The following is a 22,230-nucleotide window of genomic DNA, read 5'->3' on the forward strand; positions in this document are numbered from 1 at the left end:
TGCTGCGTTTCAGTGTAGTGAGTGCCATATGTTCGTGTTGATGCCCCGCGAAATGAGGTGACGGCGTGGACACGGCACGGCGTACGAACGGCAGCGGCTGGCGGGCACACGTGCCCAAGGTGTTCGCGATCCTGCTCGGCATCCTCGCGGCGATCAGCGCGCTGGCCGCGCTCGGCGGCGCGATCGGGCACAGCACCCAGCCGCTGCGGCGGCTCATCGACGACGTGCTGGTGCCGGTCCCGGCCAACCTCGCCTACGCCGCCTTCATGGCCGTGCTCGCCGGGGCGACCGCGCGGCGCAAGCGGGTGGCCTGGTGGACGCTGGTCGTGTACTTCGCCATCGACGTGGCCTCCAGCCTGCTCGCGCTCGGCGTGATCGCGCTCGTGCCGCGCGGTGAGCTGGTCGATGACGCGGGCGTGCCGCTGTTCAGCGGCTGGGGCCGGGTGGCCACCGGCGTCGCCGTGGTCGTCGGCGTCGCCGCGCTGGTCGTGCTGTTCCTGGCCCGGCGCGAGTTCTACGCCCGGGTGCGCAAGGGCGCGGTGCTCAAGGCGCTGGGCGTGTTCGCCGGTGTCGCCGCGGTCGGCATCGGCCTGGGCTACACCCTGGTCGCCACGTTCCCCGGCACGCTGCCCAGGGACGCGGGGGAGCAGCTGGCGTACGCCGCGGAGAAGGTGCTCGGCGGCGCGTTCGAGTTCGACGTGACCCGTATCGGGGCGGCCCCGGGCTGGGTGAACTTCATCCTCGGCCTGTTCGGCGCGATCGCCGTGTTCGCCGCGCTGTTCACGCTGCTGCGCTCGCAGCAGGTCAACGCGGCCCTGGAGCCCGGTGACGAGGTGAAGGTGCGCGGGCTGCTGGACCGCTACGGCGAGCGCGACTCGCTGGGCTACTTCGCCACCCGCCGGGACAAGCTGGCCATCTTCGCGCCCAGCGGCAAGGCCGCCGTCACGTACCGGCCGGTCAACGGGGTGAGCCTGGCCGGCGGCGACCCGATCGGCGATCCGGAGGCGTGGGGCGCCGCGATCGACGCCTGGCTGGAGGAGGCGCGCAGTTACGCGTGGACCCCCGCGGCGATGGGCGCCAGCGAGGAGGGCGCCACGGCGTACCACAAGGCCGGGCTGAAGGTGCTGGAGCTGGGCGACGAGGCGATCCTGCTGACCGACCGCTACTCGCTGGACGGCCGGGAGATGCGCCAGGTGCGCCAGGCGGTCAACCGGGTCGAGCGCGCCGGGTACACCGCGCAGGTGCGAAGGCACGCCGACATCCCGCCCGACGAGATGAAGGAGATCGCCGAGCTGGCCACCCGCTGGCGCGACACCGACAGCGAGCGCGGCTTCTCCATGGCGCTGGGCCGTATCGGCGACCCCAACGACGGCCGCTGCGTGCTGGTCGAGGCCCGTGACCGGGACGGCATCGCGCGCTCGCTGCTGTCGTTCAGCCCGTGGGGGCAGCACGGCCTGTCGCTGGACCTGATGCGCCGCGACCACGAGGCCGAGAACGGCGCGATGGAGTTCATGGTGACCGCGCTGATGAACGCGGCGCCCAAGCTCGGCGTCGAGCGGGTGTCGCTGAACTTCGCGGTGTTCCGCGCCGTGTTCGAGGAGGGCGGCCGGATCGGCGCGGGGCCGGTGCTGCGGCTGTGGCGGCGCATCCTGATGTTCTTCTCCAAGTGGTGGCAGCTGGAGCAGCTGTACCGGTCGAACATCAAGTACCAGCCGGAGTGGGTGCCGCGCTTCCTGTGCTTCGGCGACCGGCGCGACCTGGCCAAGGTCGGCATGGCCTCGGCCATCGCGGAGGGCTTTCTGACCGTGCCGGGCACCCCGGTGGTGGAGCTGGACGCCACCGCCGCCCCGGTGCTGGAAGGGCTGCCCGCCCCGGCCACTCCCGCCGAGCTGGCCGGTGCGGCCCATGACGAAAGCGTCAACGAGCAGATGGCGGTACGCCTGGCGAAGCTGGAGCGGCTGCGCGCCGACGGCGTCGACCCGTACCCGGTGGGCTTCCATCCGACCGCGACCTGCGGCGGGATCCGAGCCGGGCACCCGGACACGCCCGCCGACACGCGCACCGGGGACCGGGTCTCGGTCGCGGGCCGGCTGATGCTGCAGCGCGACCACGGGCACCTGGTCTTCGCCACGATCCGGGACTGGAGCGGCGACCTGCAGCTGATGCTGGACCGCGACATCGAAGCCTGGACCGCCGCGGTGGACATCGGCGACCACGTCGGGGTCACCGGCGAGGTGGTCACCACGAAACGCGGCGAGCTGTCGGTGCACGTGGACACCTGGGAGATCACCGGCAAGTGCCTGCGCCCGCTGCCGGACAAGCACGGCGGCCTGGCCGACCAGGAGGCGAAGGTGCGCCAGCGCTACCTGGACCTGATCACCAGCGCCGACGCCCGCACGCTGCTGCGGGCGCGCAGCGCGGCCGTGCACAGCCTGCGCCAGTCGTTCACCGGGCGCGGCTTCATCGAGGTCGAGACGCCGATCCTGCAGCGCATCCACGGCGGCGCCAACGCCCGCCCGTTCACCACCCACATCAACGCCTACGACCTGCGCCTCTACCTGCGCATCGCGCCGGAGCTGTACCTGAAGCGGCTGGCCGTGGGCGGCGTGGAGAAGGTGTTCGAGCTGGGCCGCACCTTCCGCAACGAGGGCGTGGACTACAAGCACAACCCCGAGTTCTCCATGCTGGAGGCGTATCAGGCGTACGCCGACTACGACTCGATGCTGACGCTGACCCGCGAGGTGGTGCAGCAGGCGGCGCTGGCCGCCAACGGCGAATGCGTGATCATGCACGACGGGCAGCCGCACGACGTGTCGGGGCAGTGGTCGGTGCGCACGGTGGACGAGGCGATCTCGGCCGCGCTCGGCGAGGAGATCACCGCCGACACCGACGTGGAGAAGCTGCGCAAGCTGTGCGACGCGGCGAAGATCCCGTACGACCCGAAGTGGGGCCGCGGCGCGGTGGTGCTGGAGATGTACGAGCGCCTGGTCGAGGAGAAGACCGTCCTGCCGACGTTCTACAAGGACTTCCCGACCGACGTGTCGCCGCTGACCAGGCAGAGCCGGGTGGACGCGCGCCTGGCCGAACGCTGGGACCTGGTCGCCTTCGGCACCGAGCTGGGCACCGCGTACTCCGAGCTGACCGACCCGATCGAGCAGCGCCGCCGCCTCACCGAGCAGTCCCTGCTCGCCGCCGGCGGCGACCCCGAGGCCATGGAACTCGACGAGGACTTCCTGCAGGCGCTGGAGTACGCGATGCCGCCCACGGGCGGCCTCGGCATCGGGGTGGACCGGCTGGTGATGCTGCTGACCGGCCGCTCCATCCGCGAGACGCTGCCGTTCCCCCTGGTCCGCGCCACCCGCTAAAGCAAAGGAAGGGCACCTTCTTAACGCTATGCGTAGAGGAAGGTGCCCTTCTTAACGTGAAACCATCTGCCCCTTTTGGACAATTTCGTTATGGTGCAGGTACGTAGGCCGCAGGAGGCAGCATGCGTACCGGTTCGGCATCGGGCGGTGGGGGACGGCTGGCCGCCGTCGCCGTCGTGGTGGTCCTCGGGCTCCTCGGCGCCGGCTTCCTGCTCGGCCAGCTCACCGGCGGGCGTGATCCGGTGGCCAAACGCGACTCGCCCGCGCCGGACCGGCCCTCGCGGGCCCGCCTCGCGCCGCCGCCCGCCCGGATGCCCCCGCCGCTGCCGCCCCGCGAGCAGCCGGTCAGCGGCCCGAACCACCCGCCGCTGCCCGCCGAGCAGGGCGGCCCGTTCGGCAGCCGGTTCACCACCGGCACGCCCGAGGTGGCGCTCACCTTCGACGACGGCCCGCACCCGCAGTGGACCCCGCAGGTGCTCACCATGCTGGCCGACTACGGCGTCAAGGCGACCTTCTGCCTGGTGGGCACCAAGGCCGCGAAGTATCCGCAGCTCGTACGCGACATCGCCGCCGCCGGCCACACGCTGTGCAACCACAGCTGGGACCACGACATGGCGCTGGGCATGCGTGACGAGCAGGCGGTGCTGGCCGATCTGGAGCGGGCCAACGCCGCCATCCGCGCGGCGGTGCCGGGGGCGCGCATCTCCTACTTCCGCCAGCCGGGCGGCTTCTGGTCCAAGCGCGTGGTCGAGGCCGCGCACCGACTGGGCATGACCTCGCTGCACTGGCGGGTCGATCCCCAGGACTGGGACTCCTCACCGGCCTACCGCATCGCCTCGGACGTGAACTCGCAGACCGTGCCCGGCGCGATCGTGCTGCTGCACGACGGGGGCGGCGACCGCCGCAGCACGCTGGCCGCGCTGCGGACCATCCTGCCGCACCTGCTGACCCGGTTCCACCTGGCCGCGCTGCCCCCGGGACGCGACGCGCCCCGGGAGTCCGAGTCGGCTGACTCGGACGCCCGGGGCGGCGGCAATCGGTGGTTTCCGAACTGACGTCAGTTCGTCAGCGCGTCCACGACCTGCTGGGCGCGCGTCTCGTGCTTGGCGTAGTGGTACGGGAACGCCGACACCTGGACCTCCTGGATGGCCAGGGTGAGCGGCATGTCCTGCCAGCCCTGCACGTTCTTCAGGGCGTTGTAGAACTGGGTGGCCGCGTACTTCGGCTGCATCAGGTCCTTGACGGTGCCCCAGCCGGAGGTCGGGCGCTGCTGGAACAGGCCGACCGAGTCGTGGTCGGAGCCCTCACCCTGGTTGGTGTAGTTGTACGACTCCGCGTAGACCGTGCTGGCCAGGTTGTACAGCTGGCTCTCCTGCATCGCGCAGGCGATCGCCGCCACGTACGCCCGCTTGGGCAGGCCCAGCTCCTTACCGGCCTGCACGATGGCCTGCGCGTTGCGCATCTGCACCATGTCCAGGCCCGCGACCGGGCGCAGCACGGGCTGCGCGGCGGCCTTCGGCTTGGCGGGGGCCTTGGGGGCCGCGGCCTTCGGCGCCGCCTTCGGGGCGGCCTTGGGCGCCGCCGCCTTGGGGGCGGTCTTGGGTGCGGCCTTCGGGGCCGCCTGGGTAGCCGCCTTGGGAGCGGCCTCGACGGCAGCCTTCGGGGCCGCCTTGGGGGCCGCCTTCGGGGCGGTCTCCACCGGCGCGGTGCCGGTGGTCGTACGGGTCATCGAGCGGGTGGCCGCGTTCTCGGCCTCGACTCGGCTCACGCTCGCCGTGTGCAGGTTTACCTTCTCGTCGGGAGCGGCGTTGGCCGCCACTCCGCCGGCCGCCGCGACGCCCAGGGCGCCGACCAGGCCGGTCACTGCCATCAGCTTCCGCGAGTCGGCGGCCGAGAAGAGCGGGCCGAACCGCTTGGTGAGGGACTTGAAAGGGCTGGACAGGGGGTTCTGGCGAGCCGGGGCGCGGTGACGCCCGATCTCGCGCTGCTCGTGTGCTCCGTTGCCACGCATTCGCCGAGCTTAGAAAGCCGATCGACGGGTGCCCACCCGCAAATGGTGACCGGAGCCACCGCTGAGCGTGAAAACAGCGCAGGTCACCGCCTTCTTAGGGGCGTTCGGGGATTGTTGATGTAGTACTTTCGGACGATGGCAATACGGACATATCACGCTCAGACAATGCCGTAACAATCATCCTGATTGCGGACTAAAACGGACACCAGGTCGGATCGTGCGGAGGCGCCATGGACTGGAACCTGCTCGCCTGCGCCCGGCACCACCTGACCTATGCCCCGGACGAGCCCGAGCTACACGAGCACCTGCGGGTGACGACCGTCGACGGCCCCGCCTGGCGCTGCCTGCGCTGCGGTGACTTCGTGCCCGGCGCGCCCCGCGCCGCAGGCCCGGCCGACGAGGCCCCCGTGCCGCTGCGCGGCCAGCTGCTGCGCGACGCGGTGGTGCTGCGGGCGCTGGCCGTCGAGCGGCTGCTGCGCGGCCTGCTGCTGCTCACCGGGGCGTACGGGCTCTGGCGGCTCGGCGGCGCGCTGCCCGCCGTACGGGAGGCGTTCGACCAGGACCTGCCGCTGCTCCAGCCGCTCGCCGACCGCATGCACTGGAATCTGGCCGACTCGCCCCTGGTGCACCTGGTCCGCAGCGCGCTCGCGGCCCGGCCGCAGACGCTGACCTGGATCGCCGCCGCGCTGGCCGCATACGGCCTGCTGCAGCTCGCCGAAGCGGCCGGCCTGTGGCTGCTGCGCCGCTGGGGCGAGTACCTGACCGCGGTGGCCACGGCGCTGTTCATCCCGCTGGAGGTGTACGAACTCGTGGAGCGGGTGACCTGGGTCCGGATCGCCGCGCTGCTGGTCAACATCGGCGCGGTGGTGTTCATCGTCTACCGCAAGCGCCTGTTCGGGCTGCGCGGCGGGCGGGCGGCGTACGACGCCGAACGCCATCAGGCCAGCCTGCTCCAGGTCATCCGCGCGGCGGCCTGACAGGTGTGAAGACGCCGGGGCGCCCGTCACGTGGACGGGCGCCCCGGCGCAGGTGTTCGGTCACTGACCGAAGAGCCTGCCCATCATCTGCTGCGCCTGCTGCGGGTCGGGCAGCTGCCCGTCGGGCGTGGCCTGGTTGACCAGCTCCGGCAGCACCTTGGCGAGCTGGTCGGCGGCCTGGCGCGGCGTCGTGCCGGCCTCCTGCGCCACGTGCTCGATCGTGCCGCCGCCCAGCGCCTGCTGCAGCTGTGCGCCGGTGACGTTCTGGTTCTGGCCCGTACCCACCCAGGACTGCACCTGGGGGCCGAGGCCCGACTTGCTCAACTGGTCGACCAGACCACTGAGGTTGGCCTGCTGCCCACCGCCGCCCTGGCCGCCCCCGGACATCTGACTGAACAGGCCCTTGAGCAGGCTTTGGATCTGCGGGTCGCTCATCAGCTTCATGATCTGGTTGAGGTCGACTGCCATTTTCCGTTACCCCCGTGTTCGGAGCGGGATGCTCTTCCCCGACCCTAGGGGGCCGCCCTGCCCAAGGGGGCAAAAGCCATGAAATCCCTTCGCGAACGGCCTCATCTGCGCAGAATGTGCCGCATGACGGAATACACCGATGAAGAGCGAAAGACCCTGCGCACCGCCGCCTTCGGCGCCGTGTTCCTGGTCTCGCACGCCGATCCCGGCTTCTTCGCCAGCTTCAAGGAGAGCATCGTGGGCGCCAAGGCGCTCGCCGGCGCCTCGCCCGACCTGCAGGCCGTCTTCAAGGCCGGCGGCCTGCCCGAGGTGCCCAAGGGCTCACCGGCCGAGATGGAGTCCGGCGTGCTGGCCGCCCTGCAGCAGTCCACCGGCATCCTCGCCAAGGACCCGCAGGACCTGGCCGAGTTCCGCGCCGTCATCACCAGCGCCTGCGACCAGGTCGCCGCCGCCTCCGGCGGCGTGAAGGACACCGAGACCACCGCCATCACCAAGGTCAAATCCGCCCTAGGCGCCTGACCCACAGTCCCCAAGATCGTCCGACTTGCCTGGCAGATGGGCGTATCCCGGCTCAAGGTACCCCCATCTGCCAGGCAACTTCGATGATCGAGGGCGGGTTCGACGATCGAGGGCGGGTTCGAGGGTCGAGGGCGGGGTCAGGTGAGGAGGTGGGCGGCGGCGGTCAGGGCGGCGGCGTGGTGGTGGAGGTCGGCGAGGATGTCGGCCTCGGTGGTGGGGCGCAGGCGGGCCAGGGGGATGGAGACGCTGATGGCGTCGACGGCCGGGCGGCGCAGGGGGACGGCGACGGCCAGGCACATGATGCCCTCGGTGTTCTCCTCGCGGTCGACGGCGTGGCCGTGGTCACGGATCGTGGCCAGCTCGGCGTGCAGGGCCTCGGGGGTCGTCACGGTGTGGGCGGTGAGGGCGGGCAGGGGCCAGTCGAGGAGGCGGTCCACGTCGGCGTCGGTGCGCTGGGCGAGCAGCGCCTTGCCCAGTGCGGTGGCATGCGCGGGCAGGCGGCGGCCGATCGCGCTGAACAGGCGCAGCGGGTGGGCCGACTCCCGTTTCGCTATGTAAACGACGTTCGGCCCGTCGAGGCGGCCCAGGTGGACCGTCTCGCCGAAGCGCTCGGCGAGCGCGTCGAGGGTGGCGTTGACCAGGCCGAGCGCGTCGTCGCTGTCCAGGTACGCGGCGCCGACCTGCAGCGCGCGTACGCCGAGGCCGAAGCGGGTGCCGGTGGGGTCCGTCTCCACCCAGCCGCGCCGGCTCATCGTGCGCAGCAGGCCGTGCAGGCTGCTCTTGGGGATGTCCAGCTCGCGGGCCAGCTCGACCAGCCCGCGCGGGCCCCCGGCGGCGAGCGCCTCCAGCAGCTCCAGCGTGCGGTCGGCGGACTTCACCGGTGGGCGGGCGGCCCCCTGCTGGTTCATTGCCAATCCCTTCGTCCGCCACTAGGGTCACATACGTGACTGTAGTTCACCAACATGAACACTCATCTGACATCGCCACCGTGCTGGCCGGTGACCGGCTGCTGCCGGTGGTCATCCTTCCTGATGCCGCCGCGGCCGAGCCGCTGGCCGCCGCCCTCACCTCGGGCGGCCTGCGCTCCATCGAGGTCACCCTGCGCACCCCGGCCGCGATCGACGCGATCAAGCGGCTGGCCGCCTCGTCCGAGCTGCTCGTCGGGGCGGGCACGGTGCTCACCCCGGACCAGGCGGAGCGGGCCGTCGAGGCGGGCGCGCGTTACGTCGTGTGCCCCGGCTTCAGCGCCGCGGTGGTACGCCGCTGCCAGGAGCTGGACGTGCCGGTGTTCCCCGGCGTGGCCACCCCGACCGAGATCCAGATGGCGCTGGAGGCGGGCCTGACCGCGGTCAAGTTCTTCCCGGCCGAGCAGCTCGGCGGCGCCCCGATGGTCAAGGCGCTGTCCGCCCCGTTCCCCGGCATGCGCTTCGTGCCCACCGGCGGGGTCACCACCGCCAACCTGGGGGCATACCTGTCCGTTCCGGCCGTGCTGGCCGTCGGCGGGACCTGGATGGTCGCCGCCGACCTGCTCAAGGCCGGCGACTACGCCGAGATCACCCGCCGCACCGCCGCCGCCGTGGCCGCCGCGCGGGAGCTGACCGAGGGGGCCGACGATGCCCGTTGACGCCCGCCCGGCCGAGGAGTGCCGCTACGACCTGGTCTCGCTCGGCGAGGTGATGCTGCGGCTGGACCCGGGTGAGGGCCGGGTGCGCACCGCGCGCTCGTTCCGTGCCTGGGAGGGCGGCGGCGAGTACAACGTGGCCCGCGGCCTGCGCCGCTGCTTCGGCATGCGCACGGCGCTGGTCAGCGCGTTCGCCGACAACGAGGTGGGCCGCCTGCTGGAGGACTTGATCCTGACCGGCGGCGTGGACACCTCGCTGATCCGCTGGGTGCCCTACGACGGCATCGGCCGCACCGTGCGCAACGGCCTCAACTTCACCGAGCGCGGCTTCGGCGTACGCGGCGCGGTCGGCGTCTCCGACCGAGGTCACACCGCCGCCGGGCAGCTGCGTCCCGAGGACGTGGACTGGGAGCACCTGTTCGGCACCCTCGGGGTGCGCTGGTTCCACACCGGCGGCATCTACGCCGCCCTGTCCGACGGCACGCCCGACGTGATCGAGGCCGCGATGGCCGCAGCCCGCCGCCACGGCACGATCATCTCCTACGACCTGAACTACCGCCCCAGCCTGTGGAAGGGCATCGGCGGCAAGGCGCGGGCGCAGGAGGTCAACCGCGCGCTGGCCCGCTACGTCGACGTGATGATCGGCAACGAGGAGGACTTCACGGCCAGCCTCGGCTTCGAGGTGCCCGGGACGGCCGACGACCTGTCCGAACTGGAGGCCGAGAACTTCGAGAAGATGATCGGCCAGGTGGTGCAGGAGTACCCGAACTTCAAGGTGGTCGCCACCACCCTGCGCACCGTGCGCAGCGCGACGGTCAACGACTGGGGCGCGGTCGCGTGGAGCCGTGACGGCTTCGCCCATGCCACGCACCGGCCGAACCTGGAGATCCTGGACCGGGTGGGCGGCGGCGACAGCTTCGCCAGCGGCCTCGTCTACGGCCTGCTCACCACCGGTGACCTGGCCCGCGCCGTCGAGTACGGCGCCGCGCACGGCGCGCTGGCGATGACCACCCCCGGCGACACCTCGATGGCGACCCGCGCCGAGGTCGAGGCGCTGATGGGCGGCGGCTCCGCCCGCGTCCAGCGCTGACCGCACCCCGACCGGCCGAGGCCCCGTTCATGCGACTCCAGCGGCATGAACGGGGCCCCGGCCTCGTGGCGGATCAGCTCGCGGGAAGCGGGTGGTACAGGTCGCGGGCGTGGTCGGCGACGGCGGCGCCGGTGACGGTCGCCTCCAGGGGCAGCATGTCGAGGCAGAGGCGGATCGCGTCGGTCATCCGGACCAGCGGCACCCGCATCGACAGCGTGCAGTGCGGCACCCAGGCGCCCGGCTGGTAGAACGAGCCGGTCTCGATGCCCGCGGCGGTCAGCCGCTCGTGCACGGCGGCGTGATGGGCCAGCAGCTCGGCGGTGGGCACCGGCCCGAGCCACAGCACCCGGCCCAGGAACTGCCCGATGTGGTCGAACGTGAGCCGGATCGGCGGCGCGATCGGCATACCCTGCAGCGCCGCCTGCACGGCCGGCCCGTCGAGCGCGTCAGCGCTGGTGATCGACAGGTGCGGCCGGTGCTTGCGGTGCGTGAGGTCACGCAGGGTCGGCACCCCCTCCGCCTCCAGCGCGTTCCACAGCGTACGCAGCCGCGCGGTGGCGACCGGGTCGAGATAGAGCTCCAGGGCCGCTGCCATGATCGGAGACCCTACCGCCGCCCCCCGCCGCCCGCGACGCCGTTTCCGTGGGCCGCGAGCAGCGCCCGGACCAGCTGCGGCACGGCTTCGCTGATGGGCGTGCGGACCACCTCGTCGGCGATGACGTCGTACGGCGTCGGCTCGGCGTTGACGATGGTGATGTGGGCGCCCTCCGTCATCGCGATCGCGCACAGCGACGCGGCCGGCTGCACCGTGAGCGACGTGCCGATCGCCCAGAACACCTGGCACGCCTTCGCGATCGCGCCCGCCTGGCTCAGCGTCTCGCCGTCCAGGTTCTCGCCGAACATGACCGTGCCCGCCTTGAGGATGCCGCCGCAGGACAGGCACGCCGGGTCCGGCTCGCCCGCGGCGACCCGGTCCAGCGCCTCGCGCATGGTGCCGCGCTCGCCGCAGCCCATGCACCGCACCGTGAACATGGTGCCGTGCAGCTCCAGCACCTTGCGCGGGGTCGAACCGGCCTTCTGGTGCAGGCCGTCGATGTTCTGCGTGATGATCCGCACCGGGAACCCGGCCCGCTCCAGCTCGGCCAGCGCCAGGTGCGCGGCGTTGGGCAATGCGGCCCAGGCCGCGTTGTCCGCCCGCGCCAGCCACGACCGCCGCCGTACCTCCGGGTCGGCCATGTAATGCTCGTACGTGAACAGCTTCTCCGCGTCGGGGTCCCTGGTCCAGACACCCTGCGGACCTCGGAAGTCGGGAATGCCGGAATCGGTCGAGATGCCCGCCCCGGTGAGGACGGCGATCATCGGCTTTCGATCGGTCATCCGTCCATGATCCCAGCGGCCGACAACCCGTTATCGGCTCGCGGTCCAGGGCCGCAGCTTCTCCGGGTTGCGCACCGCCCACACGCGCCGGACCAGCCCGTCCGCCACCTCGAACGCGAACACCGCCACGACGGCACCGTCGCGCTGAGCCACCAGCCCCGGCTGGCCGTTGACGGTCCGCTCCACCAGGCTCGTCCCGGCCAGCCGTTCGGCCATGCCGATCGCGAACCGCGCGACCTGCGCGCCGCCCTCGATCGGGCGCAGCACCGCGTTGACCAGGCCGCCGCCGTCGGCGACTACCGTCGCGTCGGGATCGAGCAGCCCCAGCAGCGCCGCGATGTCCCTGGCTTCCCACGCCAGCCGGAAGTCCCGCACCACCTCGGTGCGCCGCGCCCCGGGCGCCGGTGCGGCCCGCGCCGCGCCGACCCTGCGCCGGGCCGAGACGGCGAGCTGGCGGCATGCCGCGGGGGTACGCCCGACGATCGCGCCGACCTCGGTGAACGGGTATCCGAACACGTCGTGCAGCACGAACGCGACCCGCTCGGCCGGGGTCATCGTGTCCAGCACGACGAGGAACGCCATGCTCACCGACTCGTCGAGGGTGATCCGGTCGGCCGGATCGGCCCCGCCCCACTCGGCTGGTTCGGGCAGCGGCTCGGGCAGCCACTCGCCGACGTAGCGTTCCCGGCGGGCCCGCGCGGAGCCGAGCAGGTCGAGGCAGATCCGGGTGGCCACCGTGGTCAGCCAGGCGCCCGGCGCCTCGATCACGTCCCGCTGCGCCGGGGTCAGCGCATACCAGCGGGTCAAGGTCTCCTGCACCGCGTCCTCGGCGTCGGCCAGCGAGCCCAGCAGCCGGTACGTCAGGTTGATCAGCTGCCGCCGCTCGTCCAGGACCGTGCTCAGGCCCGGTTCGGCTGGGTGGTTCACGGGGTGGTTCCTTTCGCGCGACTCGCGCCGACAGTACGCCGCGTCACATCCGTGCCCGCACGCCTCACATCCCGCGGGGCTGCGTCGTCGGACGGGTGAGACCGATCCGGACGGGATCGGCGACCTCGGGGAGGCACCGAAATGCGCAAGGCTTTCACCGGACTGGCGGGGCTGCTGATGCTGGCCGTCGTCGCGGAGTTCTACTTCGCCGCCGCCGGGGCCGCCGAACCCGGCCTCTACCGGCCGCACCACGTGCTCGGGTACGTCATCTTCCTGCTGCCGCTGGTGATGGCGCTGGTCGCGGCGCTGGGCGGGCTGCCCCGGCGGCTCATCGGCCTGGCGCTGCTCGTGGTCGGCCTGACCTCGCTGCAGGTGGTGATCGCGAAGGCCGCCCGTGCCCTCGGTGACGGCGGCGGGCTCGTCTTCGGCCTGCACGCCGTCAGCGGCCTGGCCATCCCGCTCGTCGCCTGGCTGATCCTCCGCCAGGCCCGCGCACTGCCCGACCCCGCCACCGCCGAGCCCGCCGCCGGCTGACCGTCCGGACCGGGGTTGATCACGATTTCGTGTCGAAATGTGTGGCTGGACCGCAGATCATGACACCGGATCGCGATCTTCCCCACCCGGGCAGAGTCTTCGGCCGGTCAGGAGGCGGCCAGGGGTTTGACCCACCGCGACCACTGTGGCTGGCGGTGGTAGCCGGCCGCGGACCAGGCGGCGTGGGCGAGGTCGTTCTCGTCGAGCACCATCGCCCCGGCCCGCCGCCCGCCGAACCCGGTGAAGCGTTGCTCCGCCGCGTCCAGCAGGGCTCGGCCGATACCCTGGCGCCGCCGCCCCGGGTGCACCGCGAACCGGTAGAGGTGGCAGCGCCACCCGTCCCAGCCGGCGATCAGCGAGCCGACGATCTCGTCCTCGTCGACCGCCAGCAGCAGCGCGTCAGGGTCGCGGGCGAGCAGCGCGGTCACGGCCTCGGCGCTGTCGTCGCGGTCGGTGTCCTCGGCGGCGAGCTTCCAGAAGGCGAGCACCCGCGGGATGTCGGCGGGCTGGGCGGTGCGCAGCGGGACGGCCATACCCCAGATGATCTCAACGCGGTCGCCACGGCCCGCCGCCGCAGGCCCGCCGCCCACGGGCTGGGCACTGCAGGTGCGGCGCCGTCAGCGCTGACGGGTGTACGCCCGCAGGAAGGCCAGCTCGTCGGCGTAGAGGTCGAGGCTGCGGGACACGGAGCGGTTGCCGTGGCCGACGTCGCCCTCGCGGCGCAGCAGCACCGGCCGGTCGCCGGAGGTGGCGTGCTGGAGCGCGGCGGCCAGCTTGCGGGCGTGCAGCGGATCGACCCGGCTGTCCCCGTCGAACACCGTGAACAGCACCGCCGGGTAGTTCGTGCCCGCGAGCACGTGGTGGTACGGCGAGTAGGACAGCAGCCAGCCGAGCTGCTCCGGATCGGACGCGGTGCCGTACTCGCCGGACCAGGTCGTGCCGAGCCCGAACAGCTCGTAGCGGACCATGTCGAGCAGCGGCGCCGAGCACACCACCGCGGCGTACGCGGCGGGCCGCTGGGTGAGCGCCGCGCCGACCAGCAGGCCGCCGTTGGAACCGCCCATGATCGCGAGCTGCGCGGGGGTCGTCGTGCCCGACGCGACGAGCCAGTCCGCCGCCGCGTGGAAGTCGTCGAAGACGTTCTGCTTACGGGCGAGCATGCCGTCGCGGTGCCACTGCTCGCCCTCCTCGCCGCCGCCGCGCAGGTTGGCCACGGCCCAGACCCCGCCCGCCTCGGCCCACGCGATCGCCATCGCCGAGTACCACGGGGTCAGCGAGATGTTGAAGCCGCCGTACCCGTACAGCACCGTGGGCCGGGGACCGGCGGGCGCGCCGGCGCGGGAGACTACGAACATGCGCACGTCAGTGCCGTCGGCCGAGGTGTAGGTGACCTGCTCGGTGACCAGGTCGCCGAGCTCGGCCGCGCCGGGCGGGGCGGCCCAGCGAGTGACCGTGCGGAACCGGGCGTCGAAGCGGTGCACGGTGCCCGGAGTGGTGTAGTCGCCGTACCCGAACCAGGCCTCGTGGCCGCCGTCCGGGTGTGCGGTGAGGCCGTTGAGGCTGCCCACGCCGGGCAGTGCCACCTTGGCCACCTCCTCGCCGGTGGCCAGCTCGTGCACGGTCAGCTCGCTGAGCGCGTGCCGGGTCGTGGCGACCAGCAGCACGGGCGTCTCCAGCGGGGGGCCGTCGAGCACCACGTAGTCCTCCAGCACCGCGCCGGGGTCCTCGGGGATCAGCTCGCGCCAGTTCTCGTACGCCGGCTCCGCCGGGTCGGCGACGCACAGCCGCCACCGGGGCGCGTCGCGGTTGGTCTGCAGGTAGACGCGGTCGCCCCGGAACTCGGCGTAGGTCAGCGCGTCGACGCCCTGCTGAAGGGGGCGCAGCGCGGGCGCGTCGAGCGTGCTCGCGGACAGGTCGGCCAGCCACAGGTCGTTGCGCGGGTCGGTGCCCTGGGTCTCGCTGACGGTGAGCCAGCGGCCGTCGCGGGAGACCGACGGCCAGAAGTAGCGGCCGCGCGGCGAGTCGCCGCCCATGATCAGAACATCGGTGTCCGGGTCGGTGCCGAGGCGGTGCAGGTAGACGCGCCGGTGCAGCTTGTGGTCGTCGCCGGGGACGCTGCCGGGGGCGAGGAAGCGGGAGTAGTAGAAGGCGTGCCCGCCGGGCAGCCAGGCGATGCCGGTGTGCCGCATGCGGTCGATCGGGCCGTCCACCACCTCCCCGGTGGCCACGTCCATCACCCGGAGCAGCGGCTCCTCGGTCCCGCCCACCGACAGGGCGTACGCCAGCAGCGTGCCCTCCCGGGACGGGTAGTGGAAGTCCAGCGTGGTGGCGCCGCTCGGGTCGACGGCGTTGGGGTCGATCAGCACCCGCTCGGCGCCGTCCGGCTCGACGAGCCAGAGCACGGCGTGGTCCTGCTCGGGCGCCCGGCGCAGGTAGAAGCCGCGCCCGCCGCGCCATACCGGGGTGCCGACCGCGCCGACCGCCATCAGCTCCGCCAGCCTGGCCCGCAGCGCGGCCCGCTCGGCCCAGTCCGCCCGGTGCTCCGCCAGCAGCGCGTCCTGCGCCCGCGACCAGTCCTCGACCGCCGGGTCGGCGGCGTCCTCCAGCCACCGGTATGGATCGGCGATCCGGTGCCCGTGCACCTCCTCCACGAGGTTCGACCGGGCGGCGGGCGGGTACGTGGAGGGGGCACGGTCCGTGGACATGCCGTAAAGGATGCACTACGGAAGGTGTCATCGCACGTGCGAGTTGCGGCTCTCCCACTTTCCCGGCGGAAGCCGGGACGACGGTTCTAGGGTGACGGCTATGCGAGGTTTGATCGTCGAGACGGGACGCCCGGACTCGGCGCAGTACGTCGACGACCTGCCCGAACCGGACGAGTCCGAGGGCCAGGTGCTGGTGCAGGCGCTCGCGGTGGGCATCTGCGGCACCGACCGGGAGATCGTCGCGGCGGAGTACGGCACCGCCCCCGGCCCGGACCGGCGGCTGGTGCTCGGCCACGAGTCGCTGGGCCGGGTGATCTCCGACGACTCCGGCCGCTGGCAGCCCGGCACGCTGGTCGCCGGGGTGGTGCGCCGGCCGGACCCCGTGCCGTGCGTGAACTGCCTGGTCGGCGAGTGGGACATGTGCCGCAACGGGCAGTACGTGGAGTGCGGTATCAAGGAGCGGCACGGCTTCGCCCGGGAACGCTGGCGCGTCGAGCCCGACTTCGCGGTCGCGCTGGACCCCGCGCTGCTGGAGGTAGGCATGCTGCTGGAGCCGACCAGCGTGGTGGCCAAGGCGTGGGAGCACATCGAGCGCATCGGCCTGCGCGCCCGCTACGAGCCGAGCACCGTGCTTGTCACCGGGGCCGGGCCGATCGGCCTGCTCGCGGCGCTGCTCGGCCGCCAGCGGGACCTTGAGGTGCACGTGCTGGACCGGGCCACCGACGGCCCGAAGCCGGAGCTGGTGGCGGGCCTGGGCGCGACGTACCACACGGGCTCGGTGTGCGACGTCGGCTTCGATCCCGACATCGTGCTGGAGTGCACCGGCGCGCCGCCGGTCATCGCCCAGGCGATCGACCAGGTCGGGCCGAACGGCACGGTCGCGCTCACCGGCGTCTCCAGCGGCGGCCGCAAGCTGGCGCTCGACCTAGGCGGCCTCAACCGCGACATGGTCCTGGAGAACAACGTGGTCTTCGGCACGGTCAACGCCAACCTGCGCCACTGGCAGGAGGCAGCCCACGCGCTGCGCTCCGCCGACCGCGACTGGCTGGCCGCCCTCATCACCCGCCGCGTCCCCGCCGACCACTACGCCGAGGCCCTCGACAGCCGCCCCGACGACATCAAGGTCGTCCTCGACTTCGCCCCCTGACCACCGCGCGTCCCGCCCACGCCCGCCCCGCCCCGCGGTCCGCGCGCCGTCCCGCCCGCGGTCCGCGCGGCGCGCGCCTTGATCATCCGACTTGCCTGGCACATGGGCGAAAGCGGCTTCAAGATACGCCCGTTTGCCAGGCAAGTCGGACGATCATGGGCGCCCCGTCCGGCGCGGCGCGGCCCCGCGCGGCGGGCGTTCGGGTGGGGAGGGCGGGGGTCAGGGGCGGGGGTGGGTGGTGGACAGGATGGTTTCGGCGAGGAGGTCGGGGGCGTCGCTCATGGGGATGTGGCCGCAGCCGGGGAGGGTGACGTGGCGGGCGTGCGGCAGGCGCTCGCGGGCGATGGCGGCCTGGCGGGGGAGCAGGATGCGGTCGCGGTCGCCCCAGGCCACGGTGACCGGCACGTCCGGCACGCCGTGGAAGTGGTAGCCCTTGCCGGCGGCGCGGGCGACCGGCCGGAACCCGGCGCCGTCGCGCATGGCCAGCGCGTCGGACAGCGCCCGCTCCTCGCCGATGCGGCCGGGGTGGGTCATGAGCATGGCGAACGCCAGCGCGCGGGTCGGCGACGGGCGCATGTTGGCGCGCAGGACCGGCCGGGGCAGCAGGGTGCCCAGGCGGATCGCGGTGAGCACGGTGACCGCGTACCGGGCGTGCCAGCGGGTCCAGAAGCCGGCGGGGGAGATCGCGGTGGCCGAGGCGACGTGCCCGGCCGCGGCCAGCTCCAGCGCGATCGCGCCGCCGAGACTGTTGCCCGCGACGTGCGGCCGGTGCAGGCCCTGCGCGGCCAGCCACTGCGCGAGCTGCGCGACGCTGGCCGCCATGTCGCCGGGCATGCCGCCGTCGGGCACGGGCGAGCGGCCGAAGCCGGGCAGGTCGATCGCGATCACGTCGTGCGCCTCGGCGAGCCGGTCCAGCACCGGCTCCCAGGCCCGCCAGTGGTGGCCGATGCCGTGGATCAGCAGCAGCGGCTCGCCGGAGCCACGCCGCTCGTACGCCACCTCGATGCTCATGCCGCCTCCTGCCCGGTCCCGGTGCTGTGTACGCCGAAGGAGCGGCCCAGCGCCGCGACCTCCTGCTCCATCCGTGGCACCAGCACCCGCGACCGGCGCCCGACCAGCGCGTCGGCGAGCCGCGAGCTGATCAGCGTGCGCAGCCAGTGCACCCCGGCGATCGCCCGTGGCACGTAGACGCGGCGGCGGCGGCGCTCGACGCCGCGTACGAAGGCCCGCGCGCACCGCTCCACGGAGGTGATCGAGCCGACGGGCCAGGGCATGGCGCGGAACGAGTCGCGGAACGACGGCAGGTCGGCGCGGGCGTCGCGGACCAGGTCGGTGTCGATCCAGCCGGGGTGCGCGGTGCCGACGCCCACCCCGTGGTGGGCCAGCTCCAGCCGCAGCGCCGTGCCGAAGTGCTCGACCCCGGCCTTGGCCGCGCAGTACGCCGACATGCCCGGCAGCGCCGCGAACGCGGCCGTGGAGGAGACCAGCAGGTAGTAGCCGCGCGCGGCGATGACCGGCGCGGCGGTGGCGGCGACGGTGCGCATCACGCCGATCAGGTTCACCTCGACGGTGCGGGCCAGCGCGCCGATGTCGCCGGCCGCGACGGTGCCCAGGCTCGCCACGCCCGCGTTGGCGACGACGGCGTCGATGCGCCCGAAGGCGGCCAGGGTCCCGGCCACGGCCCGGTCCAGCGCGGCCGAGTCGGTCACGTCGGCGGCGAACCAGGCGGCGGTGCCGTCGCCGTGCGCGGCGTCCAGCTCGTCGGCGAGCAGGCGCAGCCGGTCCGGCTCCAGCCCGACCAGCGCGAGCCGGGCCCCGTGCGCGGCGGCGAGCCGGGCGGTGTACTCGCCGATGCCCCGGGCGGCTCCGGTGACCAGCACGACCTGCCCGGACAGCCGGGGCGTCACCGGTTCACCCCGGCGGTCGCGGCGCGGGCGGGCACGGCCCGGTACGCCCCGGGGTCGAAGCGCCGCGTACGCAGCCAGTACGTCCACGTGTAGCCGGGCCACAGGGTCGAGTTGCGGCCGTGCTCGTCGAGGTACCAGCTGCGGCAGCCGCCGGTGGCCCACACCGTGCCCGCCATCCGCCGGTCCAGCGCCTCGTTGTAGCGCCGCTGCGTGTCCGGGTCGGGCTCGATGGCGGCACCGGTCCGGTCCAGGTGCCGCAGCGCGCCGAGCAGGTAGGCGAGCTGGCATTCGATCATGAAGACCACCGAGTTGTGGCCGAGCCCGGTGTTCGGCCCGAGCAGCAGGAACAGGTTCGGGAAGCCCGACACGGCGACGCCGCGGTAGGCGTGCATGCCGCCCGCCCAGTGCTCGGCCAGGGTGCGCCCGTCGGCGCCCCGGATGGCGTGCGCCATCGGCAGGTCGGTGACGTGGAAGCCGGTGCCCAACACGATGGTGTCCACAGGGTGGGTGCGCCCGTCCGCGGTGACCACGCCGTCCGCGGTGACCCGGGTGATCGGCTCGGTGACCACGTCCACGTTGTCGCGCGCCAGCGCCGGGTAGAAGTCGTCGGACAGCAGCACCCGCTTGCAGCCCATGGTGTAGCGCGGAGTGAGCTTCGCGCGCAGCGCCGGGTCGGCCACCGAACGGCGCAGGTGCCGCCGGGCCACGGCCTGGCCCACCCGCATCAGCGCCGGGCGCAGGAACGCGGTGCCCTGCAGCTCGCGCCCCCAGTAGGCGGCGGTCCGGGCGAGCCGGTGGGTGAACGGCGCGGCGCGGAACAGCCGCCGCTCCAGCGCGCTTATCCGCCGGTCGCCGCGCGGCAGCACCCAGGCCGGGGTGCGCTGGAACAGGGTCAGCCGTGCGGCCTGCGGCGCGAGCTGCGGCACGAACTGGATCGCCGAGGCGCCGGTGCCGACGACGGCGATCCGCCGCCCGCGCAGGTCGAGGTCGTGCCGCCAGCGCGCGGAGTGGAACGTCTCGCCCCGGAAGCCCGCCAGGCCGGGCAGGTCCGGGATGGACGGCTCGGTCAGCGGCCCGCCCGCCGCGACCAGCACGTCCGCCGAGTACGCCCCGTGCGAGGTGTCCAGCCGCCACACCTGATCCGCGGCGTCCCAGGCCGCGGCGTGCACCTCGTGGCCCAGCCGCAGGTGCGGGCGTACGCCGTGCTCGTCGGCGCAGCGGCGCAGGTAGGCCCAGATCTCCGGCTGCGGCGAGAAGCTGCGGCTCCAGCCGGGGTTGCGGGCGAACGAGAAGGAGTACAGGTGCGACGGCACGTCGCAGGCGCAGCCGGGGTAGGTGTTGTCGCGCCAGGTGCCGCCCACCTCGGCGCCCCGGTCGAACACGAGGAAGTCGTGGTGGCCCGCGCCGCGCAGCCGGATCGCCGCGCCGATGCCGCCGAATCCGGCGCCGATGATCGCGATGCGGGTGTGGCGGGATCCGTCCTTGCTGTTCACCGGCGACCTCCTCGGCGAGACCGCCTGGTACCCATCGGTACCAGGAGCGCTGCCCCAGAAATTACCATCGGGTAACACGCCGGGGAAGGACCGAAAAGGGTGCGGGCCGCCGGTACAGTCGGCAGCCATTCGACCCTGTGCTTCCGAGCAGCGGAGGAACCGTGGCCGCCCCCACCAGAACGTTCGAGTCCGTCCGGCGTGACCTGACCACGGCGCTGGCCACCTGCGTGGCGGAGAAGGGCTACGCGTCCACCACCATCGCCGACGTCGTGGCGCTGGCCCGCGTCTCCAAGCGCACCTTCTACGAGCACTTCTCCGCCAAGGAGGAGTGCCTGATGGCGCTGTACGAGCACGTCTGCGACCGGCTCATGCTGATCATCAGGGCGGCCGCCTCCGGTGACCAGCCCTGGCCGCAGCGCATCAGCGACGGCGCCGCGGCGTACCTCGGCGCGCTGGAGACCATGCCCGCGTTCACCCGGACCATGCTGGTCGAGGTGCAGGCGGCCGGGCACCGCGCGTTCCAGCTGCGCCAGCGCACCCTGCAGCGCTTCGCCGGCACGCTGGTCGACCTGGTCGAGGGCGGCCGGCTCACCGACCCCGAGCTGCAGCCGCTGTCGCAGCCGCAGGCGCTGGCCATCGTCGGCGGGATCAACGAGCTGCTGCTGCACGCCATCGACCCGTACGCCGACACCGCCGGCCCCGACGTGCAGGGCCGCTTCGCCGCGCTGCACGAGGACGTGGTCCGCCTGATCTCGGCGGTGCTCAAGGGCTGAACCTGCACAGCGGGTGCTCAACGCATAGACATCCGGTGTTGTGTCAGGGATGTTTCGTGTGCGACGATGACCGCGTTCGCGTTGGGAGCACGCGCGACATCCTCGCCGAGGGCACCCGGTTGCACCACCGGGACGGCGACGGCACGGACCGGTTCTGGTCGCGTGCGTTCACCTGAGTTCCGCCCGCCGGGCCGGGCAATCCGCAGCACTGCGTGACGCCCCCGGCGCGGCCCTCCTCCCGGTCGTGGCCAGGGCGTCCACACGGGACCCCGGCCCCGGGGCTCCGTCCTTGGCCCAAGGAGAAGGCAATGAGATTCCCGATCACCCTGTCCGGAAGGCGCAAGGCAATCGCGCTGACCGGCGCGAGCGCCCTCGTGGTAGCGGGCCTCGTCACGCTGCCCGCCGCGATGGCGCACGCCGCACCCGGCTGCGACATCACCTACGCCGCCAACGAGTGGACCGAGGCGCCGGGCTCCGGCGGCTTCACCGCCAACATCACCGTGAAGAACACCGGTGACGCGCTCACCAGCTGGACGCTGCGCTACTCGTACGCCAACGGCCAGACCCTGACCCTGCCCGGCTGGTCGGCCAACTGGACCCAGTCCGGCGGCAACGTCACCGCCTCGAACCTGTCCTACAACGGCTCGCTGGCCACCGGCGCGTCGACCAGCATCGGCATCAACGGCCGCTGGTCGGGCAGCAACGCCAAGCCGACGTCGTTCACGCTGAACAACACCACCTGCACCACCGGCGGGGTGACCCCGAGCCCGAGCACCAGCCCGAGCACCCAGCCGAGCCCCAGCACGAGCCCGAGCGCCAGCCCGAGCCCGCAGGCGAAGTCGATCATCATCTCCCCGGCGTCGGTGAGCGTGGCCGAGGGCTCCAGCTCCTCGGTGACCGTCAAGCTCAGTGCCGCGCCGACCGCGAACGTGACCGTGGCGCTGGCCCGCTCCGGCGACACCAGCATCACCGCCCCGTCGTCGGTGACGCTGACCCCGTCGAACGCGGTGGCCGGCGTGAGCGTCTCCATCGCCGCGGCCGAGGACAGCGACCAGACCCACGGCACCGCGACGGTAGCGGCGTCGGCCTCGGGCTACACGGGCGCCTCGCTGGCGGTCACCGAGATCGACAACGACATCACGCAGAGCGGCCGGGTGGACAACCCGTACGCCGGCGCGACCGGCTACGTGAACCCGAACTGGCGCTCCAAGGCCATCGCCGAGCCGGGCGGCTCGCGCGTGGCCAACACCTCGACCGGTGTCTGGCTGGACCGCATCGCGGCCATCGCCGGCAGCAGCAGCGCGATGGGCCTGCGG

The 22,230-nt window shown here is 73.0% G+C and carries 21 protein-coding genes; 10 read left to right on the forward strand and 11 right to left on the reverse strand.

Annotated elements, in window-relative coordinates; all coding sequences use genetic code 11:
- Positions 1 to 65: 65 nt before the first annotated feature.
- On the forward strand, positions 66 to 3,365 hold the full coding sequence (lysX, locus tag Cba03nite_RS30980; RefSeq protein WP_203753863.1) for a bifunctional lysylphosphatidylglycerol synthetase/lysine--tRNA ligase LysX: 3,300 nt from the start codon (positions 66 to 68) through the stop codon (positions 3,363 to 3,365).
- Positions 3,366 to 3,487: 122 nt separating this feature from the next.
- Positions 3,488 to 4,420 (forward strand): polysaccharide deacetylase family protein, encoded by a 933-nt coding sequence (locus Cba03nite_RS30985; protein WP_203753865.1) that lies wholly within the window; start codon positions 3,488 to 3,490, stop codon positions 4,418 to 4,420.
- Between the two features lie 2 nt (positions 4,421 to 4,422).
- Here Cba03nite_RS30985 and Cba03nite_RS30990 read toward each other — a convergent pair whose 3' ends face one another.
- On the reverse strand, positions 4,423 to 5,376 hold the full coding sequence (locus Cba03nite_RS30990) for a hypothetical protein (RefSeq protein ID WP_203753867.1): 954 nt from the start codon (positions 5,374 to 5,376) through the stop codon (positions 4,423 to 4,425).
- Between the two features lie 230 nt (positions 5,377 to 5,606).
- Here Cba03nite_RS30990 and Cba03nite_RS30995 point away from each other — a divergent pair, with 230 nt between their 5' ends.
- Positions 5,607 to 6,353 (forward strand): DUF2127 domain-containing protein, encoded by a 747-nt coding sequence (locus tag Cba03nite_RS30995; protein ID WP_203753869.1) that lies wholly within the window; start codon positions 5,607 to 5,609, stop codon positions 6,351 to 6,353.
- A 60-nt stretch (positions 6,354 to 6,413) separates the two neighbouring features.
- On the opposite strand, the gene Cba03nite_RS31000 is transcribed toward Cba03nite_RS30995, so the two are convergent.
- A complete protein-coding gene (locus Cba03nite_RS31000) occupies positions 6,414 to 6,821 on the reverse strand; it encodes a YidB family protein (RefSeq protein ID WP_203753870.1) in 408 nt (135 codons plus the stop codon).
- Positions 6,822 to 6,944: 123 nt separating this feature from the next.
- On the opposite strand from Cba03nite_RS31000, the gene Cba03nite_RS31005 reads away from it, so the two are divergent.
- Positions 6,945 to 7,340 carry a hypothetical protein gene (locus Cba03nite_RS31005; protein WP_239126129.1) on the forward strand — a complete coding sequence of 132 codons (396 nt, stop codon included), beginning with the start codon at positions 6,945 to 6,947 and terminating at the stop codon, positions 7,338 to 7,340.
- A 137-nt stretch (positions 7,341 to 7,477) separates the two neighbouring features.
- On the opposite strand, the gene Cba03nite_RS31010 is transcribed toward Cba03nite_RS31005, so the two are convergent.
- Positions 7,478 to 8,248, reverse strand: coding sequence for an IclR family transcriptional regulator (locus Cba03nite_RS31010; protein WP_203753875.1), 771 nt, complete (start codon positions 8,246 to 8,248; stop codon positions 7,478 to 7,480).
- A 35-nt stretch (positions 8,249 to 8,283) separates the two neighbouring features.
- Between Cba03nite_RS31010 and Cba03nite_RS31015 the strand changes: the two genes are divergently transcribed.
- Both Cba03nite_RS31015 and Cba03nite_RS31020 read left to right on the forward strand, forming a co-directional pair.
- Positions 8,284 to 8,964, forward strand: a complete 681-nt coding sequence (locus tag Cba03nite_RS31015) for a bifunctional 4-hydroxy-2-oxoglutarate aldolase/2-dehydro-3-deoxy-phosphogluconate aldolase (RefSeq protein ID WP_203753878.1) — start codon at positions 8,284 to 8,286, stop codon at positions 8,962 to 8,964.
- Positions 8,954 to 10,051, forward strand: coding sequence for a sugar kinase (locus tag Cba03nite_RS31020; RefSeq protein ID WP_203753881.1), 1,098 nt, complete (start codon positions 8,954 to 8,956; stop codon positions 10,049 to 10,051). Before Cba03nite_RS31015 ends, Cba03nite_RS31020 begins: the two co-directional genes overlap by 11 nt.
- Positions 10,052 to 10,124: 73 nt before the next feature.
- Here Cba03nite_RS31020 and Cba03nite_RS31025 read toward each other — a convergent pair whose 3' ends face one another.
- Genes Cba03nite_RS31025 through sigJ form a run of 3 tightly spaced genes read right to left on the reverse strand, consistent with a single transcriptional unit; the run spans position 10,125 to position 12,355 of the window.
- Entirely contained in the window at positions 10,125 to 10,646 is a 522-nt protein-coding gene (locus Cba03nite_RS31025) for a 2'-5' RNA ligase family protein (protein ID WP_203753883.1), read from the reverse strand.
- 11 nt (positions 10,647 to 10,657) lie between these two features.
- Complete coding sequence (locus tag Cba03nite_RS31030; protein ID WP_239126130.1) at positions 10,658 to 11,428, reverse strand: SIR2 family NAD-dependent protein deacylase; 771 nt, start codon at positions 11,426 to 11,428, stop codon at positions 10,658 to 10,660.
- Positions 11,429 to 11,458: 30 nt separating this feature from the next.
- Complete coding sequence (gene sigJ / locus Cba03nite_RS31035) at positions 11,459 to 12,355, reverse strand: RNA polymerase sigma factor SigJ (RefSeq protein ID WP_239126131.1); 897 nt, start codon at positions 12,353 to 12,355, stop codon at positions 11,459 to 11,461.
- Positions 12,356 to 12,496: 141 nt separating this feature from the next.
- Between sigJ and Cba03nite_RS31040 the strand changes: the two genes are divergently transcribed.
- Positions 12,497 to 12,889, forward strand: coding sequence for a DUF6220 domain-containing protein (locus Cba03nite_RS31040; RefSeq protein ID WP_203753886.1), 393 nt, complete (start codon positions 12,497 to 12,499; stop codon positions 12,887 to 12,889).
- A gap of 107 nt (positions 12,890 to 12,996) precedes the next feature.
- Here Cba03nite_RS31040 and Cba03nite_RS31045 read toward each other — a convergent pair whose 3' ends face one another.
- The gene (locus tag Cba03nite_RS31045; protein WP_203753888.1) at positions 12,997 to 13,422 is read right to left on the reverse strand and encodes a GNAT family N-acetyltransferase; all 426 of its coding nucleotides are present in this window, start codon (positions 13,420 to 13,422) and stop codon (positions 12,997 to 12,999) included.
- A gap of 84 nt (positions 13,423 to 13,506) precedes the next feature.
- Positions 13,507 to 15,594, reverse strand: a complete 2,088-nt coding sequence (locus tag Cba03nite_RS31050; protein WP_203753890.1) for a prolyl oligopeptidase family serine peptidase — start codon at positions 15,592 to 15,594, stop codon at positions 13,507 to 13,509.
- 100 nt (positions 15,595 to 15,694) lie between these two features.
- Between Cba03nite_RS31050 and Cba03nite_RS31055 the strand changes: the two genes are divergently transcribed.
- Complete coding sequence (locus Cba03nite_RS31055; RefSeq protein ID WP_203753892.1) at positions 15,695 to 16,741, forward strand: glucose 1-dehydrogenase; 1,047 nt, start codon at positions 15,695 to 15,697, stop codon at positions 16,739 to 16,741.
- 219 nt (positions 16,742 to 16,960) lie between these two features.
- Here the strand turns inward: Cba03nite_RS31055 and Cba03nite_RS31060 are convergent, their stop codons facing one another.
- From Cba03nite_RS31060 to Cba03nite_RS31070, 3 genes are read right to left on the reverse strand one after another with little or no spacing between them, the layout of a single operon-like run.
- Complete coding sequence (locus Cba03nite_RS31060; protein WP_203753894.1) at positions 16,961 to 17,752, reverse strand: alpha/beta fold hydrolase; 792 nt, start codon at positions 17,750 to 17,752, stop codon at positions 16,961 to 16,963.
- Positions 17,749 to 18,648 carry an SDR family oxidoreductase gene (locus Cba03nite_RS31065; protein WP_203753896.1) on the reverse strand — a complete coding sequence of 300 codons (900 nt, stop codon included), beginning with the start codon at positions 18,646 to 18,648 and terminating at the stop codon, positions 17,749 to 17,751. The genes Cba03nite_RS31060 and Cba03nite_RS31065 overlap by 4 nt, the downstream gene beginning before the upstream one ends.
- On the reverse strand, positions 18,645 to 20,141 hold the full coding sequence (locus Cba03nite_RS31070; protein ID WP_239126132.1) for a flavin-containing monooxygenase: 1,497 nt from the start codon (positions 20,139 to 20,141) through the stop codon (positions 18,645 to 18,647). Before Cba03nite_RS31070 ends, Cba03nite_RS31065 begins: the two co-directional genes overlap by 4 nt.
- A gap of 161 nt (positions 20,142 to 20,302) precedes the next feature.
- Here Cba03nite_RS31070 and Cba03nite_RS31075 point away from each other — a divergent pair, with 161 nt between their 5' ends.
- Together Cba03nite_RS31075 and Cba03nite_RS31080 are read left to right on the forward strand one after the other, a co-directional pair.
- Complete coding sequence (locus Cba03nite_RS31075) at positions 20,303 to 20,914, forward strand: TetR/AcrR family transcriptional regulator (RefSeq protein ID WP_203753900.1); 612 nt, start codon at positions 20,303 to 20,305, stop codon at positions 20,912 to 20,914.
- Positions 20,915 to 21,222: 308 nt separating this feature from the next.
- A partial coding sequence (locus Cba03nite_RS31080; protein ID WP_239126133.1) for a cellulose binding domain-containing protein occupies positions 21,223 to 22,230 on the forward strand: 1,008 nt, incomplete at its 3' end.

It is taken from the genome of Catellatospora bangladeshensis (assembly GCF_016862575.1).
Lineage (GTDB): Bacteria > Actinomycetota > Actinomycetes > Mycobacteriales > Micromonosporaceae > Catellatospora > Catellatospora bangladeshensis.

Coding starts and splice junctions, on each gene's coding strand:
- Cba03nite_RS31010 (WP_203753875.1), bottom strand. CDS start 8,248: ATGAACCAGCAGGGGGCCGCCCGCCCACCGGTGAAGTCCGCCGACCGC.
- Cba03nite_RS31050 (WP_203753890.1), bottom strand. CDS start 15,594: ATGTCCACGGACCGTGCCCCCTCCACGTACCCGCCCGCCGCCCGGTCG.
- Cba03nite_RS31020 (WP_203753881.1), top strand. CDS start 8,954: ATGCCCGTTGACGCCCGCCCGGCCGAGGAGTGCCGCTACGACCTGGTC.
- Cba03nite_RS31060 (WP_203753894.1), bottom strand. CDS start 17,752: ATGAGCATCGAGGTGGCGTACGAGCGGCGTGGCTCCGGCGAGCCGCTG.
- Cba03nite_RS30990 (WP_203753867.1), bottom strand. CDS start 5,376: ATGCGTGGCAACGGAGCACACGAGCAGCGCGAGATCGGGCGTCACCGC.
- Cba03nite_RS31005 (WP_239126129.1), top strand. CDS start 6,945: ATGACGGAATACACCGATGAAGAGCGAAAGACCCTGCGCACCGCCGCC.
- Cba03nite_RS31055 (WP_203753892.1), top strand. CDS start 15,695: ATGCGAGGTTTGATCGTCGAGACGGGACGCCCGGACTCGGCGCAGTAC.
- Cba03nite_RS30985 (WP_203753865.1), top strand. CDS start 3,488: ATGCGTACCGGTTCGGCATCGGGCGGTGGGGGACGGCTGGCCGCCGTC.
- Cba03nite_RS31030 (WP_239126130.1), bottom strand. CDS start 11,428: ATGACCGATCGAAAGCCGATGATCGCCGTCCTCACCGGGGCGGGCATC.
- Cba03nite_RS31040 (WP_203753886.1), top strand. CDS start 12,497: ATGCGCAAGGCTTTCACCGGACTGGCGGGGCTGCTGATGCTGGCCGTC.
- Cba03nite_RS31000 (WP_203753870.1), bottom strand. CDS start 6,821: ATGGCAGTCGACCTCAACCAGATCATGAAGCTGATGAGCGACCCGCAG.
- Cba03nite_RS31025 (WP_203753883.1), bottom strand. CDS start 10,646: ATGGCAGCGGCCCTGGAGCTCTATCTCGACCCGGTCGCCACCGCGCGG.
- Cba03nite_RS30995 (WP_203753869.1), top strand. CDS start 5,607: ATGGACTGGAACCTGCTCGCCTGCGCCCGGCACCACCTGACCTATGCC.
- Cba03nite_RS31045 (WP_203753888.1), bottom strand. CDS start 13,422: ATGGCCGTCCCGCTGCGCACCGCCCAGCCCGCCGACATCCCGCGGGTG.